Raw genomic sequence first — 2,333 nt, forward strand, 5'->3', positions numbered from 1 at the left:
GGCATGTCATCGTCAATGGAGACGGTGAAGCTGGTGTTGGCGGTGCTGCCATCAGCATCGGCAACCACGACATTGACCGTGAAGGGCGTCGTATTGTCCTCAGTGCCCGCGCTCGCATGTTTGACCGGCTGGAACAGGGTCATGGTGTAACCGGTCGAACTGGCACCGAGCGTGCCAAGCGTGATCGCGAACACTTGGTTGGTGGCCACCAACGGGTTTGTACCACTGATGTAGCCGATCAGCGTGCCGTTGCTGAACGTGGTCACGACATCCTGGCCTGCCAGCGTCTTCAGGCCGGTCGCATTGCCGGCAGTCGATAGCGTGATGCTGCCAATCGCATCCTGACCGAGCGTATAGCTGATGGTGCCGCTCAAAACCTGTGCATCATCACCCGGGGAGGTGGTATTGCCGACACCGGCTGCCAGGTTGTCTTCGTCAGCCAGCAGGTTAGCCGGAGCCGCACCGATGGTGACGCCCGTATCCGTCAGGTTGACCGTAAAGGTCGCCTCGGCGGTGTCGCCATCGGCATCCTTGATCGTGTAGGTGAAGGTTTCGGTGACCGTCTCGCCCTGCCCCACGTTCTGCGAGGTGTTGGTATAAACCAGGTTGCCATTGACGTCGATGGTGACCGTGCCACCCTTGTCGCCTGTGCCGATCACCAGCGAACCGGTGGCCGCCGCGCCATCAGCGCCGTAATTGTCGTCCCCGAGCAATGTGGCCGTCGTGCCAATGGTCACCCCAGAAGAGTTCTCGCTCAGCGTCGCCAGCAAATCATCATTGGTGGCGATTGGCATGTCATCGTCAATGGAGACGGTGAAGCTGGTGTTGGCGGTGCTGCCATCAGCATCGGCAACCACGACATTGACCGTGAAGGGCGTCGTATTGTCCTCAGTGCCCGCGCTCGCATGTTTGACCGGCTGGAACAGGGTCATGGTGTAACCGGTCGAACTGGCACCGAGCGTGCCAAGCGTGATCGCGAACACTTGGTTGGTGGCCACCAACGGGTTTGTACCACTGATGTAGCCGATCAGCGTGCCGTTGCTGAACGTGGTCACGACATCCTGGCCTGCCAGCGTCTTCAGGCCGGTCGCATTGCCGGCAGTCGATAGCGTGATGCTGCCAATCGCATCCTGACCGAGCGTATAGCTGATGGTGCCGCTCAAAACCTGTGCATCATCACCCGGGGAGGTGGTATTGCCGACACCGGCTGCCAGGTTGTCTTCGTCAGCCAGCAGGTTAGCCGGAGCCGCACCGATGGTGACGCCCGTATCCGTCAGGTTGACCGTAAAGGTCGCCTCGGCGGTGTCGCCATCGGCATCCTTGATCGTGTAGGTGAAGGTTTCGGTGACCGTCTCGCCCTGCCCCACGTTCTGCGAGGTGTTGGTATAAACCAGGTTGCCATTGACGTCGATGGTGACCGTGCCACCCTTGTCGCCTGTGCCGATCACCAGCGAACCGGTGGCCGCCGCGCCATCAGCGCCGTAATTGTCGTCCCCGAGCAATGTGGCCGTCGTGCCAATGGTCACCCCAGAAGAGTTCTCGCTCAGCGTCGCCAGCAAATCATCATTGGTGGCGATTGGCATGTCATCGTCAATGGAGACGGTGAAGCTGGTGTTGGCGGTGCTGCCATCAGCATCGGCAACCACGACATTGACCGTGAAGGGCGTCGTATTGTCCTCAGTGCCCGCGCTCGCATGTTTGACCGGCTGGAACAGGGTCATGGTGTAACCGGTCGAACTGGCACCGAGCGTGCCAAGCGTGATCGCGAACACTTGGTTGGTGGCCACCAACGGGTTTGTACCACTGATGTAGCCGATCAGCGTGCCGTTGCTGAACGTGGTCACGACATCCTGGCCTGCCAGCGTCTTCAGGCCGGTCGCATTGCCGGCAGTCGATAGCGTGATGCTGCCAATCGCATCCTGACCGAGCGTATAGCTGATGGTGCCGCTCAAAACCTGTGCATCATCACCCGGGGAGGTGGTATTGCCGACACCGGCTGCCAGGTTGTCTTCGTCAGCCAGCAGGTTAGCCGGAGCCGCACCGATGGTGACGCCCGTATCCGTCAGGTTGACCGTAAAGGTCGCCTCGGCGGTGTCGCCATCGGCATCCTTGATCGTGTAGGTGAAGGTTTCGGTGACCGTCTCGCCCTGCCCCACGTTCTGCGAGGTGTTGGTATAAACCAGGTTGCCATTGACGTCGATGGTGACCGTGCCACCCTTGTCGCCTGTGCCGATCACCAGCGAACCGGTGGCCGCCGCGCCATCAGCGCCGTAATTGTCGTCCCCGAGCAATGTGGCCGTCGTGCCAATGGTCACCCCAGAAGAGTTCTCGCT

General features: G+C 60.6%; 1 protein-coding gene. It reads right to left on the reverse strand.

Annotation, left to right across the window (positions count from 1 at the left end; genetic code table 11):
* The coding region (locus OC537_RS20610) for a beta strand repeat-containing protein (protein ID WP_262114056.1) at window positions 1-2,333 on the reverse strand (2,333 nt) is incomplete at both ends.

The sequence above is a fragment of the Aeromonas sp. Marseille-Q5825 genome (assembly GCF_946892685.1).
Classification (GTDB): domain Bacteria; phylum Pseudomonadota; class Gammaproteobacteria; order Enterobacterales; family Aeromonadaceae; genus Aeromonas; species Aeromonas rivipollensis.